Source organism: Klebsiella indica (assembly GCF_005860775.1).
Classification (GTDB): Bacteria; Pseudomonadota; Gammaproteobacteria; order Enterobacterales; family Enterobacteriaceae; genus Klebsiella; species Klebsiella indica.
In genome coordinates, this window is the sequence record NZ_VCHQ01000024.1 from 70,878 (window position 1) to 86,067 (window position 15,190).

13 protein-coding genes are annotated in these 15,190 nt (G+C 54.8%); 8 read left to right on the forward strand and 5 right to left on the reverse strand.

The window, feature by feature from the left end:
• The first annotated feature begins 37 nt into the window (after window positions 1-37).
• Both deoB and deoD read left to right on the forward strand, forming a co-directional pair.
• Window positions 38-1,261, forward strand: coding sequence for a phosphopentomutase (gene deoB, locus FE839_RS16410; RefSeq protein WP_138361848.1), 1,224 nt, complete (start codon window positions 38-40; stop codon window positions 1,259-1,261).
• A 102-nt stretch (window positions 1,262-1,363) separates the two neighbouring features.
• Entirely contained in the window at window positions 1,364-2,083 is a 720-nt protein-coding gene (gene deoD, locus FE839_RS16415) for a purine-nucleoside phosphorylase (RefSeq protein ID WP_138361849.1), read from the forward strand.
• A 78-nt stretch (window positions 2,084-2,161) separates the two neighbouring features.
• On the opposite strand, the gene lplA is transcribed toward deoD, so the two are convergent.
• Both lplA and FE839_RS16425 read right to left on the reverse strand, forming a co-directional pair.
• On the reverse strand, window positions 2,162-3,178 hold the full coding sequence (lplA, locus tag FE839_RS16420) for a lipoate--protein ligase (protein ID WP_138361850.1): 1,017 nt from the start codon (window positions 3,176-3,178) through the stop codon (window positions 2,162-2,164).
• Window positions 3,179-3,188: 10 nt separating this feature from the next.
• Window positions 3,189-3,830 (reverse strand): YtjB family periplasmic protein, encoded by a 642-nt coding sequence (locus tag FE839_RS16425; RefSeq protein ID WP_138361851.1) that lies wholly within the window; start codon window positions 3,828-3,830, stop codon window positions 3,189-3,191.
• Window positions 3,831-3,934: 104 nt separating this feature from the next.
• Between FE839_RS16425 and serB the strand changes: the two genes are divergently transcribed.
• From serB to nadR, 3 genes are all read left to right on the forward strand, one after another.
• Entirely contained in the window at window positions 3,935-4,906 is a 972-nt protein-coding gene (gene serB, locus FE839_RS16430) for a phosphoserine phosphatase (RefSeq protein WP_138361852.1), read from the forward strand.
• Between the two features lie 9 nt (window positions 4,907-4,915).
• On the forward strand, window positions 4,916-6,298 hold the full coding sequence (gene radA / locus FE839_RS16435; protein ID WP_138361853.1) for a DNA repair protein RadA: 1,383 nt from the start codon (window positions 4,916-4,918) through the stop codon (window positions 6,296-6,298).
• A gap of 139 nt (window positions 6,299-6,437) precedes the next feature.
• Entirely contained in the window at window positions 6,438-7,679 is a 1,242-nt protein-coding gene (gene nadR, locus FE839_RS16440) for a multifunctional transcriptional regulator/nicotinamide-nucleotide adenylyltransferase/ribosylnicotinamide kinase NadR (RefSeq protein WP_138361854.1), read from the forward strand.
• A gap of 883 nt (window positions 7,680-8,562) precedes the next feature.
• On the opposite strand, the gene ettA is transcribed toward nadR, so the two are convergent.
• Window positions 8,563-10,230 carry an energy-dependent translational throttle protein EttA gene (ettA, locus tag FE839_RS16445; protein ID WP_138361855.1) on the reverse strand — a complete coding sequence of 556 codons (1,668 nt, stop codon included), beginning with the start codon at window positions 10,228-10,230 and terminating at the stop codon, window positions 8,563-8,565.
• 336 nt (window positions 10,231-10,566) lie between these two features.
• Between ettA and sltY the strand changes: the two genes are divergently transcribed.
• Both sltY and trpR read left to right on the forward strand, forming a co-directional pair.
• A complete protein-coding gene (gene sltY / locus FE839_RS16450) occupies window positions 10,567-12,504 on the forward strand; it encodes a murein transglycosylase (RefSeq protein ID WP_138361856.1) in 1,938 nt (645 codons plus the stop codon).
• A 117-nt stretch (window positions 12,505-12,621) separates the two neighbouring features.
• Window positions 12,622-12,954 carry a trp operon repressor gene (trpR, locus tag FE839_RS16455; protein WP_138361857.1) on the forward strand — a complete coding sequence of 111 codons (333 nt, stop codon included), beginning with the start codon at window positions 12,622-12,624 and terminating at the stop codon, window positions 12,952-12,954.
• Here the strand turns inward: trpR and yjjX are convergent.
• A complete protein-coding gene (gene yjjX / locus FE839_RS16460) occupies window positions 12,941-13,456 on the reverse strand; it encodes an inosine/xanthosine triphosphatase (protein WP_138361858.1) in 516 nt (171 codons plus the stop codon). The two genes, trpR and yjjX, sit on opposite strands and share 14 nt — an antisense overlap.
• Window positions 13,457-13,571: 115 nt before the next feature.
• On the opposite strand from yjjX, the gene gpmB reads away from it, so the two are divergent.
• Window positions 13,572-14,219: a 2,3-diphosphoglycerate-dependent phosphoglycerate mutase GpmB gene (gene gpmB / locus FE839_RS16465; protein ID WP_138361859.1), complete on the forward strand. Its 648-nt coding sequence runs from the start codon at window positions 13,572-13,574 to the stop codon at window positions 14,217-14,219.
• Here the strand turns inward: gpmB and robA are convergent.
• Window positions 14,216-15,085 carry an MDR efflux pump AcrAB transcriptional activator RobA gene (robA, locus tag FE839_RS16470; RefSeq protein WP_138361860.1) on the reverse strand — a complete coding sequence of 290 codons (870 nt, stop codon included), beginning with the start codon at window positions 15,083-15,085 and terminating at the stop codon, window positions 14,216-14,218. The genes gpmB and robA overlap by 4 nt on opposite strands.
• Window positions 15,086-15,190 lie beyond the last annotated feature (105 nt).

Sequence of the window (15,190 nt, forward strand, 5' to 3'; positions counted from 1 at the left end):
ATCGCTTTTTTGCAGCGCAAAAGGTACGGAGAATAAGATGAAACGTGCATTTATTATGGTGCTGGACTCTTTCGGCATCGGTGCGACTGAAGATGCGGATCGCTTTGGCGACGTAGGTTCAGATACCCTGGGCCATATTGCAGAAGCCTGCGCCAAAGGCGAGGCTGACCACGGCCGCAAAGGTCCGCTGAATTTGCCTAACCTGACTCGTCTGGGGCTGGTGAAGGCGCATGAAGGTGCTACCGGTAAAATTGCTGCGGGTATGGACGGTAACGCAGAGGTTATCGGTGCTTACGCATGGGCGCATGAGCTCTCTTCCGGTAAAGATACCCCATCAGGACACTGGGAAATCGCCGGTGTGCCGGTTCTGTTCGACTGGGGCTACTTCAGCGACCACGAAAACAGCTTCCCGCAGGAACTGCTGGATAAGCTGGTAAAACGCGCCAACCTGCCGGGTTACCTCGGTAACTGTCACTCTTCCGGCACGGTCATTCTGGATCAACTGGGCGAAGAGCATATGAAAACCGGTAAACCGATTTTCTATACCTCCGCTGACTCCGTATTCCAGATCGCCTGTCATGAAGAGACCTTTGGGCTGGATAAGCTGTACGAGCTGTGCGAAATCGCCCGTGAAGAGCTGACCGAAGGCGGCTACAATATTGGTCGCGTTATCGCGCGTCCGTTTATCGGCGATAAGGCCGGTAACTTCCAGCGTACCGGCAACCGTCACGATCTGGCCGTTGAACCGCCGGCGCCGACCATCCTGCAGAAACTGGTCGACGAGAAAAAAGGGCAGGTGGTTTCCGTCGGTAAGATTGCGGATATCTACGCCAACTGCGGCATCACCAAAAAAGTGAAAGCCACTGGCCTGGACGCGCTGTTCGACGCCACCCTTAAAGAGATGAAAGACGCGGGCGACGAGACGATCGTCTTTACCAACTTCGTTGATTTCGACTCATCCTGGGGGCATCGCCGCGACGTAGCGGGCTATGCTGCGGGTCTGGAGCTGTTTGACCGCCGTCTGCCGGAACTGATGGAACTGGTCGGTGAAGATGACATTCTGATCCTCACCGCCGACCACGGTTGTGACCCGACCTGGACCGGTACGGACCATACTCGCGAGCACATTCCGGTGCTGATTTATGGCCCGAAAGTGAAAGCGGGCTCGCTCGGTCACCGTGAAACCTTTGCGGATATCGGTCAGACGCTGGCAACGTACTTCGGTACGTCGCCGATGGACTACGGCAAAAACATGCTGTGATGCAATTGCCCGGCGGCGCAAGCTTACCGGGCCTACGGTTTTGTAGGCCGGGTAAGGCAAAGCCACCACCCGGTAAAAACAACTAATTAAAGAGAGCTGAAGATGGCAACTCCACATATTAATGCAGAAATGGGTGATTTCGCTGACGTCGTTTTGATGCCGGGCGACCCGCTGCGTGCGAAGCACATTGCTGAAACTTTCCTTGAAGATGTACGTGAAGTGAACAACGTGCGCGGCATGCTGGGTTTCACCGGGACGTACAAAGGCCGTAAGATTTCCGTTATGGGGCATGGCATGGGGATCCCATCCTGCTCTATTTACGCGAAAGAACTGATCACCGACTTCGGAGTCAAGAAAATCATTCGCGTGGGTTCCTGCGGTGCTGTGCGTATGGACGTTAAACTGCGCGATGTGGTGATCGGTATGGGTGCCTGCACCGATTCCAAAGTTAATCGTATCCGCTTCAAGGATCATGATTTTGCGGCCATCGCCGACTTTGACATGGTGCGCAACGCGGTAGACGCGGCGAAAGCGCTGGGTGTTGACGCGCGCGTGGGCAACCTGTTCTCCGCCGATCTGTTCTACTCTCCTGACGGCGAAATGTTCGACGTGATGGAAAAGTACGGCATCCTGGGCGTGGAAATGGAGGCGGCAGGTATTTACGGCGTTGCGGCTGAGTTTGGTGCGAAAGCGCTGGCTATCTGCACCGTATCCGACCATATCCGTACTCATGAACTGACCACCGCCGCTGAACGCCAGACGACGTTCAACGACATGATCAAAATCGCGCTGGAATCCGTTCTGCTGGGCGATAAAGAGTAAGGCCTGTTGTGCCGGGCGGAGCTTCACCCGACCCGGCCTGCGGTTTTGAGGCCCGCTAAGCGCAGCGGGCTTTTTTAATTAGCGCACCGCTCCGGCAATCCATGCCGACAACTCCCGTAGCGCTTTCTCCTGCTCTGGAAAATCGACTAACAGCGCATCACAAGCCTGCTGTAGCATTTCAGCGCGATACAGGCAGCCCTGTAATTTCGTGGCCAGCGCTTCCAGCGGCGCAGGGTCAAGGCTGTCGGTAAAAACCTGAGCACGTGTGATATGCCCTTTCTCAACGTCGAAGTGCAGTTCAACGCCGCCCCAGATAAAGCGTTCATCCAGAAGATGCGTAAAAGCTGGCGCCTGGCCGAAGTTCCATTGCCAACTGCTCTGGCGAGCGAACGTTTCGGCAAAATTGGGCAGATCCGGCGTTTTATCTGGAGAGATTATCTCGGCGTCCACGCGTTCGCCGTAATGGCTGAAGAACGCCTCGGTAATAGCGTCGCAGATGTGTTCATGGGTAATGCCTGGCAGCAGATCCACCAGATTTGCGACGCGCCCGCGTACAGAAGTGATCCCTTTGGCCTGTAACTTTTTCTTATCAGGGTTGAGGTAGTTCGCCAGACGGCCGAGATCGGCATTCAACAGCAATGTACCGTGATGGAAGCCGCGATCTTTGGTTTCCCGGTAGGCCGAGCCGGAAACCTTGCGGTCGCCTTCCGCTGTTTTCACCACCAGATCGTTACGGCCGGAAGCTTCTGCGGTAACGCCCAGCGCGTTCAGCGCATTGAGCACTATCGCGGTGGAGATCGTTTTGTCGTACTCCGGCTTCCCGGCCATAAAGGTAAAACAGGTATTGCCCAGATCGTGAAACACCGCGCCGCCGCCGCTGCTGCGGCGCGCCAGGCGGACATTGTCTTCTTCCATGCGCCGGGTGTTGCACTCTTTCCACGGGTTTTGCGCGCGGCCAATGACCACAGTGTCGGCATTCCGCCACAAAAACAGCACACGCTGGCTGGCGGGCATCTGACGGAAAATAGATTCCTCAACCGCCAGATTGAACCACGGGTCGTAAGAGTCAGAGAGCAGCAGACGAAGTCCAGGCATCGCGATTTCCTTATTCCGATTCATCTTTATCTTCATCCTGCACCGGTTTATTCGCGGTCAACAGGAAGGGCGATTGCTGCCAGCGGGTGCGCTTACCTTGCAGCAGGGTACGCGTCAGTACCACGCCGATGGCCAGTGATAATAACAGCATCAGGCGTAAGATATTGGTGGTATTATCGACCTGTTGCGATTCAGTGGCTAAGGTATGTGTATCCAGCGTCAGCCGCAGGTAGCCGAGTGGACCATTTTTACCCTGAACAGGCTCGACGATTTGCTGGTTGAAGTAGCCGCCCGCTTTTTTGCCGTCCAGCGCCAGCCGATCGCGTACTTCAACGCTTTCACCGGAACGCGCGATCAAATCGCCCTGTTGGTCATAAACACCCGCATCCAGGACCCGACTTTTGTCGGTAAGCTGTTCCAGCAACTGGCCGATCCTTTTCTCATCTGGCGTTTCGCTACGCATCAGCGGCGTCAGATTTAGCGTCACCTGTTGTGCCAGCGTGCGTGCCAGTTCTTCCAGTTGCGGATTACGCTGTTTTTGACTGTTCTGGCTGAACCACGACGCGCCCTGCATCAGAGCAACGAGCAGCGCCAGACAGATCAAAACGATCACCGCGCGATGCAGCCGGAATTTAAGTTTTGCGCGTACCATATTCCACCTTTGAAAATTTGCAGCTTAATGTTGCCAGAAGCGTTGGTTACAAGGTAGCCTCATGCGTTATTTTCCTCGCCTGAATGAAGTGATGTGGAGCCGTGATGCCAAATAGTTTGACCTGGTGCGACCTGCCTGAAGATGTTTCCCTGTGGCCTGGATTGCCGCTTTCCCTCAGCGGTGATGAAGTTATGCCGTTGGATTACCACGCCGGACGTAGCGGCTGGTTGCTGTATGGCCGGGGCCTTAACAAGCGCCGTCTGACGCAGTGGCAGCGTGAGCTGGGCGCGGCGCTGGTTATCGTCTCCTCGTGGGCGGTCGAAGATTATCAGGTGATTCGTCTGGCAGGTTCATTGACGCTACGGGCGACGCGGCTGGCCCACGAAGCGGGACTGGATGTCGCGCCGCTGGGCAAAATCCCGCACTTGCGCACGCCCGGTTTACTGGTGATGGATATGGATTCAACGGCGATTCAGATTGAGTGTATCGACGAAATCGCCAAACTGGCCGGTACCGGCGAACTGGTTTCGCAAGTCACCGAACGAGCGATGCGTGGCGAACTTGATTTCACCGCCAGTTTGCGTCAGCGGGTGGCGACCCTGAAAGATGCCGACGCCAACATTTTGTTGCAGGTGCGCAAAACCCTGCCGCTGATGCCGGGGCTGACGCAACTGGTGCAGAATCTGCAAACGCTCGGCTGGAAAGTGGCGATCGCCTCCGGCGGTTTCACCTTCTTTGCCGAGTATCTGCGCGACAATTTGCATCTCGATGCGGTATTTGCCAATGAACTTGAGATTATGGACGGTAAGCTGACCGGCAACGTTATTGGCGATATCGTCGATGCAAAATATAAAGCCAATACGCTGCGCAAACTGGCGGAAAAGTATGCGCTCCCGGCGGCGCAAACCATAGCGATTGGCGATGGCGCTAACGATCTGCCGATGCTTAAAGCGGCAGGGCTCGGCATTGCCTATCATGCCAAACCAAAAGTAAATGAACTGGCGGAAGTGACTATCCGTCACGCTGACCTGATGGGGGTATTCTGTATTCTCTCCGGCAGCATGAATCAAAAGTAAGAGGTGAACGTGGCGAAAGCTCCAAAACGCGCATTTGTCTGTAATGAATGTGGTGCGGACTACCCGCGCTGGCAGGGGCAGTGCAGCGCCTGTCATGCGTGGAATACGATCACCGAGATGCGCATAGCCGCTTCACCGCAGGTGGCAAGGAACGAGCGCCTGTCAGGCTATGCCGGTAATGCCGGGATCTCGAAAGTACAGAAGCTTTCTGATATCAGCCTTGAGGCATTGCCCCGTTTTTCCACTGGCTTTAAAGAATTCGACCGTGTGCTGGGCGGTGGTGTCGTGCCTGGCAGCGCCATCCTGATTGGCGGCAATCCCGGGGCGGGTAAGTCGACGCTGCTGCTGCAAACCCTGTGCAAACTGTCTGAAGGTATGAAAACGCTGTACGTTACCGGGGAAGAGTCGTTGCAGCAGGTGGCGATGCGCGCTCATCGTCTGGGGTTGCCGACCGCCAATCTCAATATGCTGTCAGAGACCAGTATTGAGCAGATTTGCCTTATTGCGGATGAAGAAAAGCCGCAGCTGATGGTTATCGATTCCATCCAGGTGATGCATATGGCCGACGTGCAGTCGTCGCCGGGGAGCGTGGCTCAGGTGCGCGAAACGGCCGCTTATCTGACGCGCTTTGCCAAAACGCGCGGCGTGGCTATTGTGATGGTTGGTCATGTCACTAAAGATGGCTCTCTGGCCGGGCCGAAGGTGCTGGAGCACTGTATCGACTGTTCGGTGCTGCTCGATGGTGACGCCGATTCTCGTTTTCGCACCCTGCGCAGCCATAAAAACCGTTTTGGCGCAGTAAATGAACTGGGCGTGTTCGCGATGACCGAGCAGGGACTGCGTGAGGTCAGCAATCCCTCCGCAATTTTCTTAAGCCGTGGTGATGAAGTGACTTCCGGCAGTTCGGTGATGGTGGTCTGGGAAGGGACGCGCCCGCTGCTGGTGGAGATCCAGGCGCTGGTGGATCACTCGATGATGGCCAATCCACGCCGTGTGGCTGTGGGGCTGGAGCAAAACCGTCTGGCGATCCTGCTGGCGGTGCTGCATCGCCACGGTGGCCTGCAGATGGCGGATCAGGATGTGTTCGTCAACGTCGTCGGTGGGGTAAAGGTCACTGAAACCAGCGCCGATCTGGCGTTGCTGCTGGCGATGGTCTCCAGTCTGCGCGACCGCCCATTGCCGCAGGATCTGGTGGTCTTCGGCGAAGTGGGGCTGGCCGGGGAGATTCGCCCGGTGCCGAGCGGTCAGGAGCGTATCTCGGAAGCGGCTAAGCATGGATTTCGTCGCGCAATCGTTCCGGCGGCCAACGTACCGAAAAGAGTGCCGGAAGGGATGCAGATCTTTGGTGTGAAAAAACTTGCGGACGCGTTAAGCGTCTTTGACGACTTATAATCATCTGTATGCACTGATGTTGTATAATTTGCCGGATGGCGGCGCAATGCGTCGCCATCCGGCCTACGGATTGATGTTGTAGGCCTGATAAGCGAAGCGCCATCAGGCATTGTTACGCGTTTTTTAGCAGGAGGCTCTTGTGTCATCGTTTGACTATCTTAAAACCGCGATCAAGCAGAAAGGTTGTACGCTACAGCAGGTGGCGGATGCCAGCGGGATGACCAAAGGCTATCTGAGCCAGTTGCTGAACGCTAAAATCAAAAGCCCGAGCGCGCAGAAGCTGGAAGCGCTGCATCGGTTTCTGGGGCTGGAGTTTCCGCGTCGGCAAAAGAGCGTGGGTGTCGTTTTTGGTAAGTTTTATCCGCTGCATACCGGGCATATTTACCTGATTCAGCGTGCCTGCAGCCAGGTGGATGAACTGCATATCATTATGGGTTACGACGCTCCCCGTGACCGTGAACTGTTTGAAAAGAGCGCCATGTCACAGCAGCCGACCGTACCCGATCGTCTGCGCTGGTTGCTGCAAACCTTTAAATATCAAAAAAATATTCGCATTCATGCTTTTAATGAAGAAGGAATGGAGCCTTATCCGCACGGCTGGGATGTCTGGAGCCGCGGGATCCGTGCCTTTATGAGCGAGAAGGGTATTGAGCCAAACTGGATTTATACTTCAGAAGAAGGGGATGCGCCCCAGTATCTGGAGCATTTAGGGATCGAGACCGTCCTTATCGATCCGAAACGCACTTTTATGAACATTAGCGGGGGGCAGATCCGTGAAAACCCATTCCGCTACTGGGAATATATTCCGACTGAAGTAAAACCATTTTTTGTGCGTACGGTGGCGATTCTTGGTGGTGAGTCCAGCGGTAAATCGACGCTGGTAAATAAACTGTCCAATATTTTTAATACGACCAGCGCCTGGGAATATGGTCGTGACTATGTGTTTTCGCATCTTGGCGGCGATGAGATTGCGTTGCAATATTCTGACTATGACAAAATAGCTCTTGGACATGCGCAATACATTGATTTTGCAGTAAAATATGCCAATAAAGTGGCGTTTATCGACACCGATTTTGTCAGCACTCAGGCTTTTTGTCTGAAGTATGAAGGGCGCGAGCATCCCTTTGTTCAGGCGCTGATCGATGAGTATCGCTTCGACCTGGTTATTTTGCTGGAGAACAATACTCCGTGGGTAGCGGATGGTTTGCGCAGTCTTGGCAGTTCAGTCGATCGTAAGGAGTTCCAGTCGCTGCTGGTCTCTCTGCTAAAAGAGAATGAAATAGACTTCGTGCATGTGAAAGAAGCGGATTACGACGCGCGCTTTCTGCGCTGTGTTGAACTGGTGAAAGAGATGATGGGCGAGCAGGGGCAGCCCGGATAAGGCGCGGACAGTGCGACCTGATGCCCTCACCCCGGCCGTCTCAGCCTACAGAGAGACGGGATACATAAAAAAGGGCAATTTGCTTTGTAATGCCGTTCACTTAAGCAAATCATCGGTGTTGTCTTTTGTTTTATTTGCCTGTGGCAATCGCATTATCGGTGGTTTAAACGAAAATCTGATTCAGTTGATTCGCTTACTGAGCTGATACGGGCTGAAATATAAAGGATATAACTTTTTTATAATTTTCAGCCTCTGAAAAGCCACTGACGAATAACGGACTCACCGCATGGGGGTTGGGCGCATCAAGGAAACCAGGCGAGAACGCAGGCGCGCATCCAGGACTGGCCGCCAGGACGGCGGCCAGAGGCTGAGTCGCGGCAAGGATGCCGCGTCTCAGCCGGTCCGCCAGATGAAGCCGGAGTGGAGCGGACCGCGGAGCGGCAGGTTTTCAGCGCCATGCCGGGGGTGCAGGGGGACGGGCGAAACGTCCCCCTGCCCGTTCACACGCTGTGGATATAACGAATATCTTCGTATTACCCGTGAACGGAACAGACCACGGAATTTGAATGGGCGAAAACGAAAAACGCGCCATGTTCGCCATAACTACCGATTAGCGGAGCTGCTTACCCGCTATAACACCGGGTGAATTTCCCTAAACTGACCAGCACCACAACTTGCTTTGTCTTTTTCAACGAGCGTTCTTCAGGAATTGTCCGGCGGCGCTTCGTTTGCACGGGCCAGCAGGTGATTGATAATTTATTGATATTTTAGAACATGTAGGCCGGATAAGGCGTTAGCCGCCATCCGGCGGAAATGCGGGCACAGTATCTGATGCAGGTTTGTCATCAGCCTGAAAAGGGCAACTTGCGTTGCCCTTTTGCATTTATTTCGAGATACGCTTGTACTTGATACGCTTTGGCTCAAGGGCATCGGCGCCCAGGGTGCGTTTCTTGTACTCTTCGTACTCGGTAAAGTTCCCTTCGAAGAACTCCACCTTACCTTCATCCTGGTAATCCAGGATGTGAGTGGCGATACGGTCAAGGAACCAACGGTCGTGCGAGATAACCATTGCGCAGCCCGGGAACTCCAGCAGGGCGTTTTCCAGCGCGCGCAGGGTTTCAATATCGAGGTCGTTGGTCGGTTCATCGAGCAGCAGCACGTTGCCGCCAACCTGCAGCAGCTTCGCCAGATGCAGACGACCGCGCTCACCGCCGGACAGCTCGCCCACGCGTTTGCCCTGGTCAACCCCTTTGAAGTTAAAGCGGCCAACGTAGGCGCGGCTCGGCATCTCGGTATTGCCGATCTTCATGATATCCAGCCCGCCGGAAACTTCTTCCCACACGGTTTTGCTGTTATCCATGGCGTCACGGAACTGGTCGACGGAAGCCAGCTTGACGGTATCACCCAGGGTGATGGTGCCGCTATCCGGCTGTTCCTGACCGGACATCATGCGGAACAGCGTGGATTTACCCGCGCCGTTCGGGCCGATGATGCCGACAATCGCGCCTTTCGGCACGGAGAAACTCAGGTCGTCAATCAGCAGGCGGTCACCGTAGGACTTACGCAGATTGCTGACTTCCACCACTTTATCCCCCAGACGTGGGCCAGGCGGAATAAACAGTTCGTTGGTTTCGTTACGTTTCTGGTATTCGACGCTGTTAAGTTCTTCAAAGCGTGCCAGACGGGCTTTGCCCTTAGACTGGCGGCCTTTCGCGCCCTGGCGTACCCACTCCAGCTCTTTCTCGATCGATTTACGACGGGCCGCTTCCTGAGAGGCTTCCTGCGCCAGACGCTGATCTTTCTGCTCCAGCCAGGAAGAGTAGTTACCTTCCCACGGAATCCCTTCGCCGCGGTCAAGTTCAAGGATCCAACCGGCAACGTTATCGAGGAAGTAACGGTCGTGAGTAATCGCCACGACGGTACCTTCGAAATCGTGCAGGAAACGCTCCAGCCATGCCACGGATTCTGCATCCAGGTGGTTAGTTGGTTCGTCAAGCAGCAGCATGTCCGGCTTTTCCAGCAGCAGACGGCACAGCGCGACGCGGCGGCGCTCACCACCGGAAAGATTGGCGATTTTCGCCTCCCAGTCCGGCAGACGCAGAGCGTCGGCGGCACGCTCCAGCTGTACGTTGAGATTGTGGCCGTCGTGCGCCTGGATTATCTCTTCAAACTTACCCTGTTGCGCGGCGAGTTTGTCGAAGTCGGCATCCGGCTCAGCGTACTTAGCGTACACCTCGTCGAGACCCTTCAACGCGTTGACCACTTCGGCCACCGCCTCTTCGACTGACTCGCGTACGGTCTGCTCCGGATTTAACTGCGGCTCCTGTGGCAGGTAACCAATCTTGATGCCGGGCTGCGGGCGCGCTTCGCCTTCGATATCGGTATCAATACCGGCCATAATGCGTAACAGGGTCGACTTACCGGCGCCGTTCAGACCGAGAACGCCGATTTTCGCGCCAGGGAAGAAGCTCAGGGAGATATTTTTCAAAATATGACGTTTCGGCGGAACCACTTTGCCGACACGATGCATAGTATAAACGAATTGAGCCACGTTGGAGTTCGCCTCTCATTTATATACTCTCTATCCTTCTGGCGGCCTCTGTGTTGGCTGCATTCGGAACACCCGGTAATGCTTTCAGGGATCTCTTCTTATTGCCGCTTTGATGCAGCCAGAATAATTTTGAGTAGCGTAGTGAATAGTTTTCAAAGGCGAAGTGTAGCCTTTTTCGCGCGTTAATCCCAGCGAGGCGATGGGATTAACAAAAGCGTAAAAAAATGTTCAGGACATGGCGTGATTTGCGTTGTCTGATTAGCATATCTATCTGATACATGAAATTTTGCCAGCGGCATGATGCTGCAGTGGCGCACCTGAAGAGAGGATGAGCTTGTGGAAAAAGCCAAAACTGTGGCCTGGCGTGTTCTGGCTGCCAGCGTGAGTCTGTTGGTGTTAAGCCAACTGGCGCATGCGGATTCACTGGATGAACAACGCAGCCGCTATGCTCAAATTAAACAGGCGTGGGACCATCGACAGATGGATGTTGTCAACCAACTGATGCCCACCCTGACGACCTATCCGCTCTATCCTTACCTTCAGTATCGGCAGATAACCGACGATCTCATGAATCAGCCTGCGTTGGTGGTGACCAATTTTATCGCTGCCAACCCGACACTGCCTCTGGCGCGGTCGCTGAAATCACGATTTGTTAACGAGCTGGCGCGTCGTGACGACTGGCGTGGCCTGCTGGCCTTTAGTCCGGATAAACCGGCCAGCACTGAAGCGCAGTGTAATTACTACTATGCAAAATGGAACACAGGCCAGACTCAGGAAGCCTGGAGCGGTGCAAAAACGCTGTGGTTGAGCGGAAAAAGTCAGCCAAACGCCTGCGATCGGCTATTTGGCGCCTGGCGCGCTTCCGGTCAGCAGGATCCGTTGGCGTATCTTGAGCGGATCCTGCTGGCGATGAAAGCGGGGAATACCAGTCTGGTGCGAGTTCTTGCCCAACAGATGCCGCCTGATTATCAAACGATTTCGACAGCGGTCATTGCGCTGGCTAACGATCCGAATAGTGTAATGACGTTCGCCCGTACCACCGGCGCGACGGATTTCACCCGCCAGATGGCAGCGGCGGCCTTTGCCAGCGTTGCGCGTCAGGATGTGGAAAACGCGCGCCTGATGATCCCCGCATTGGCGCAGGCGCAGAAGCTGAATGAAGAGCAGACTCAGCAACTGCGGGATATTGTCGCCTGGCGACTGATGGGTAACGACGTTACCGAAGAACAGGCTAGCTGGCGCGACGACGCCATTATGCGTTCGCAATCGACGACTCTGGTGGAGCGTCGGGTGCGTATGGCTCTAGGTCTCGGCGACAGACGCGGTCTGAACACCTGGCTGGCTCGTTTGCCGATGGAGGCGAAAGAGAAAGATGAATGGCGATACTGGCAAGCAGATCTGTTGCTGGAGCGCGGGCGCGATGATGAAGCGAAAGAGATTCTGCACGCTCTGATGCAGCAACGCGGTTTTTACCCGATGGTCGCGGCCCAGCGTCTTGGCGAGGAGTACACTTTTCGCATCGACAAAGCGCCCGCTAATATCGATCCGACGTTAACCTCCGGGCCTGAAATGGCTCGCGTGCGTGAGCTGATGTACTGGAATCTGGATAACACTGCGCGTAGCGAATGGGCAAATCTGGTGACCAGTAAAACGAAAGATCAGCAGGCTCAGTTGGCGCGCTATGCGTTTAATCAGGACTGGTGGGATCTCAGCGTTCAGGCCACGATCGCCGGTAAATTATGGGATCAGCTGGAAGAGCGTTTTCCACTCGCCTATAAAGATCTCTTTGCCCGCTATACCAGCGGCAAAGATATTCCACAAAGCTACGCGATGGCGATTGCCCGCCAGGAGAGCGCCTGGAATCCGAAAGCCGGTTCACCGGTTGGCGCCCGCGGCCTGATGCAGATTATGCCGGGAACGGCCACGCACATGGTCAGCATGTTCAGTATTCCGGGTTACAGCAGCCCATCGCAACTGCTGGACCCGGAAATGAACATCAATATCGGCACTCGCTACCTGCAATATGTTTATCAACAGTTTGGCGATAACCGCATTTTCGCCTCTGCAGCCTATAACGCCGGCCCAGGGCGAGTTCGAACCTGGCGCGGCAATAGCGACGGGCGGATAGACGCAGTGGCGTTTGTCGAGAGTATACCGTTCTCGGAAACGCGTGGTTATGTGAAAAACGTTTTGTCCTATGACGCTTACTATCGCTACTTTATGGGGCAGAAAGATACGCTGTTGAGCGATGCGGAGTGGAAACTGCGTTATTAGCCCCGTCGTTTTCAGGCAACATAGCATTTTGCTATGTTGCCTGAAATGCGTAGAGTACGGACAGAAGTATGTTATGCTTTGTACTCGTTAGTGAGTACATCCGACAGGTGGCGTAACATGACCCAACAATCCCCCTATTCAGCGGCGGTGGCCGAACAGCGTCATCAGGAATGGCTGCGTTTCGTGGCGCTATTACAGCAGGCGTACACCGACGATTTACAACTGCCGTTTTTACAGCTCATGCTGACCCCCGATGAACGTGAGGCGCTGGGGACGCGCGTTCGCATCATTGAAGAACTGCTGCGCGGCGAGATGAGCCAGCGCGAGCTAAAAAATGAGCTCGGCGCGGGGATCGCCACTATTACCCGTGGTTCAAATAGCCTGAAGTCCGCTCCGGCGGAATTGCGCCAGTGGCTGTCGCAGGTGCTGCCGAAAGTTAACGATAAATAGCGTTATGAAACGGGCTTAGCGCCAGCACGACCGCCTGATGATAAACGCTGCTGCGCGTTAGCTTTCCGGCGGTAAAGATGCCAATCGCTCCCTCTTTACGGCCAATTTCAATGATACCGGTATGCTGTGACATCACCGATCCCAGCGCTTCGCCAGCGTGAACCTTTTCCAGAATGGTTGGCGGTAGCGGCAGGGTCGCGGAGCGCGATTCTCCACGCTGTGCGCCATCGTCGATAACCACCCAGCTAAAAGTACTGCCTTCGTCGATCCCGGCTTCAATGGCTACCCAGAAGTCCGCGTTCGGCCGTATACGTCGCGCGTTGGCTACGCGATTTCGTGCGCCAGCGCGCGTTTCCTCGTTGCCAAAAGGCTGTTCCGGCACATCGCTCTCGACGGCGATAGACTCAATATGGCAGGATCCTTCGCCGAAGATCTCGTTAAAAGCCTGCAGAATTGCCTGAATTTTGGCGGGATTAGTGGTCGCTGAGACAACATGGTGCATAATCAAAACAACTCAGAGTGACATAACATCATCGCAGTATACTCCAGATCAGTCTGGTTGCAGGTAAGCTATGCTTGTAGCTCGAAGATTGAGAGTTCAGAACGGATAATAAAGCATGTTACAGGTTTACCTTGTTCGCCACGGTGAAACGCAGTGGAACGCCGAGCGACGTATTCAGGGCCAGTCTGACAGTCCGCTTACCGCCCATGGTGAGCGTCAGGCCTGGCAGGTTGGTGAGCGTGCCAGAACGTTAGGCATTACGCATATTATCACCAGTGATTTAGGCCGTACGCGGCGTACCGCGGAGATTATCGCCGAAGCTTGCGGTTGCCGTATCATTGCGGACGCACGCTTGCGTGAGCTGGATATGGGGGTGCTTGAAAAGCGCCATATTGACTCGCTGAATGAAGAAGAAGAGGGCTGGCGTCGACAACTGGTGAACGGCACGCCGGATGGCCGCATTCCGCAGGGGGAGTCAATGCAGGAGTTGAGCGAGCGCATGCACGCGGCGCTGGCATCTTGTCTGGCGTTGCCTGCGGGAAGTCGGCCGCTGCTGGTGAGCCACGGGATGGCGTTGGGTTGCCTGGTGAGTACAATCCTGGGTTTACCGGCTTATGCGGAACGTCGTTTGCGCCTGCGCAACTGCTCTATTTCCCGCATTGACTACCAGCAAAGCCCGTGGCTGGCCTCAGGATGGGTGGTGGAAACGGCGGGGGATGTTTCGCATCTGGATGCCCCCGCAATGGATGAGCTTCAGCGTTAACGGCGAATCGGGATCAGGTATTCACAGCGCACGTTAACTGGCGGTTCCTGATCCCCACTTTCAATTTCCGGGAAGAAGCGTTCGATATCCAGGCCTCTGCGTCGGGTAAGGTTGAGCATCGGCATACAGGTACCGTAAACCGTCAGGATGAATTCCTGTAACCCGGTGCCCAGGCCTTCGTAGGTAAACATCACGTATTCTCCGCCTTCAAGCGTCATCGGATGAGCGTTATGCAGGTGGCCGTTAGCCAGCTCCGGCGTCAGCGCAGTGGTGTAGAAAACTTCCTGCTCGTCATCTTTATCGAGGCTAGGACGCGGCTCATGCAGGCCATACAGGGTCGGCGGAATCGACGGCGTATTGGCAAGAAACTCTCGCCAGAATTGTACGCGCATCTGATTACGGAAGTCAGAAATCTCTTCGAGTTTGCAGGTATAGCTCTGGGTTAAGCCAACCAGTTCAGTAGTCTCAAGCGTGACGAACTCATGCTTTGGCATCGTGAATTCGCCGAGACGCAGCGGTGGACGTATACCATACGAACTCCAGTCAGGAGAGCGTCGGTAGAGCGCTGGCGTGAGCGAGAATTGCTTCTTGAACGCTCGGGTAAAGGTCTGCTGTGAGTCGAAGCGATACTGTAAAGCGATATCGAGAATCGGGCGTGCGGTCAGTCGCAGGGCGACAGCCGATTTGGATAAGCGACGGGCACGGATATAGGCGCCGATGGCATGACCGGTTACGTCCTTGAACATTCTTTGTAAATGCCACTTGGAATAGCCCGCTTTTGCTGACACATTATCCAGTGAGAGTGGTTGATCCAGGTGACCTTCCAGCCAGCTAAGGAGATCGCGAATAATCCCTGCTTGATCCATAAAATATCCCCATCCTTAAACTCAGGTGCCCGCTACTAAAGGTAGCGGATAATAGCATTTTTTGACGTTTTAGCATTCAGTGTTTTTTTTGCTTTTAAATGCGAT